This window comes from Adhaeribacter aerolatus (assembly GCF_007991635.1).
Classification (GTDB): Bacteria; Bacteroidota; Bacteroidia; order Cytophagales; family Hymenobacteraceae; genus Adhaeribacter; species Adhaeribacter aerolatus.
The window spans coordinates 1-1,384 of sequence record NZ_BJYS01000079.1; the positions used below are offsets into that span (position 1 = coordinate 1).

Sequence of the window (1,384 nt, forward strand, 5' to 3'; positions counted from 1 at the left end):
GGTAAACTCCTGAAATAGCTTTACACCACATGTATAAAGCTATGAATAAAAGGAAATTAAAAGGTAACGCAAAAGAAGCATTTTCGTCTTTAAAGAAAAGAAAGATCGTTGAAGAAATTCGTTCTGGTATGCTTACCATTCAACAAGCCACCAAGCAATACCAGGTTTCGGTATCCCTCTTACAGGATTGGAATCGCTGGTACTACCAAACCAGGCTGTTAAAGTATTATCGCCCAAAACCCTCTTTTCTCATGAAGCCATCCCAGACAACAGTTGAACAGTTAAAGCAAGAACTTGCCGAAGCGCAAGCGCAGCTAGCACAACTAAAGCTGCAAAATACCGCTTTAGAGACCATGATTAAAGTAGCTGAGCAACAGTATAAGATAGAAATCAGAAAAAAGTATGGTTCCAAACGGTCCAGGAGTTAAACACGCAGTACCCGTTAGTCGGCTTAGGGAAACTGTGCGGATTGTTTGGAAAATCCCGGCAAGCTTATTATGAGCAATCATGGCAGCAGGATAAAAATGAGGTCCATCAAATGGCTATTTTAGAGCAGGTAATGAAGATTCGTCAGCAACTACCAGGCATTGGTACAAATAAGCTGCACCATTTATTAACGGACTTCTTTGCTGAACATCAGATAAAACTAGGACGGGATAAGCTTTATGACTTGCTCCGGGAGCACCATTTACTTCGCACTAAGCGGCGCAAACGAGCAAAAACGACTAATTCCCAGCATCCTTTTTACAAGTATGTAAACTTGGTGAAAGAATTGATAGTTAGCCGTCCCAACCAGCTATGGGTAAGCGATATTACTTACATCAGAATGGGGAATGATTTTAGCTATTTAAGTTTAATCACAGATGCCTATTCCCATAAAATTGTAGGTTGGGCGGTGGCGGAAACATTGCATGCCACAGGACCTTTGAGAGCCTTAGAAATGGCCGTTAAAACGTTACAAAAGGGAAAAGAAAGCTTGATTCATCATTCCGACCGCGGCATACAGTATTGCTGCCAAAATTATATCAAGTTACTCTCCTCCCATAAAATTCAAATCAGTATGACCAATCAGGGAGACCCGGGAGAAAATGCCATTGCCGAACGCATTAACAGAACCATTAAAGAAGAATTCAATTGTCGGGCCTTTCTTACTTTTGAACAGGCCAGAGCTGCTATAGCCAGGAGCATACAAGCTTATAATACCTTGCGCCCCCATGCTTCTTGTGATTACCTGACACCCAACCTAGCTCACCAACAGCATGGTCTCTTAAAAAAGCGTTGGCGAAAATATGATGGAAAAATGAATATGAATAAAGACCGGTTGGCACATATATAAAATAGTCCTTTGACCGTATAACCTGTAAAGTATTTTCAGGAACCTACC

Annotated in this window: 1 protein-coding gene and 1 pseudogene; both read left to right on the forward strand. The window is 41.3% G+C overall.

The annotated features are described in order from the left end of the window. The first annotated feature begins 41 nt into the window (after positions 1 to 41). Positions 42 to 428, forward strand: coding sequence for a hypothetical protein (locus AAE02nite_RS26045; RefSeq protein ID WP_146905837.1), 387 nt, complete (start codon positions 42 to 44; stop codon positions 426 to 428). 20 nt (positions 429 to 448) lie between these two features. Beyond that, positions 449 to 1,336: pseudogene (locus tag AAE02nite_RS26050) on the forward strand (IS3 family transposase); the annotation flags it as partial. Positions 1,337 to 1,384 lie beyond the last annotated feature (48 nt).

Bases quoted from the DNA above. Each gene is read 5' to 3' on its own strand.
- AAE02nite_RS26045 (WP_146905837.1), top strand. From the start codon at position 42: ATGAATAAAAGGAAATTAAAAGGTAACGCAAAAGAAGCATTTTCGTCT.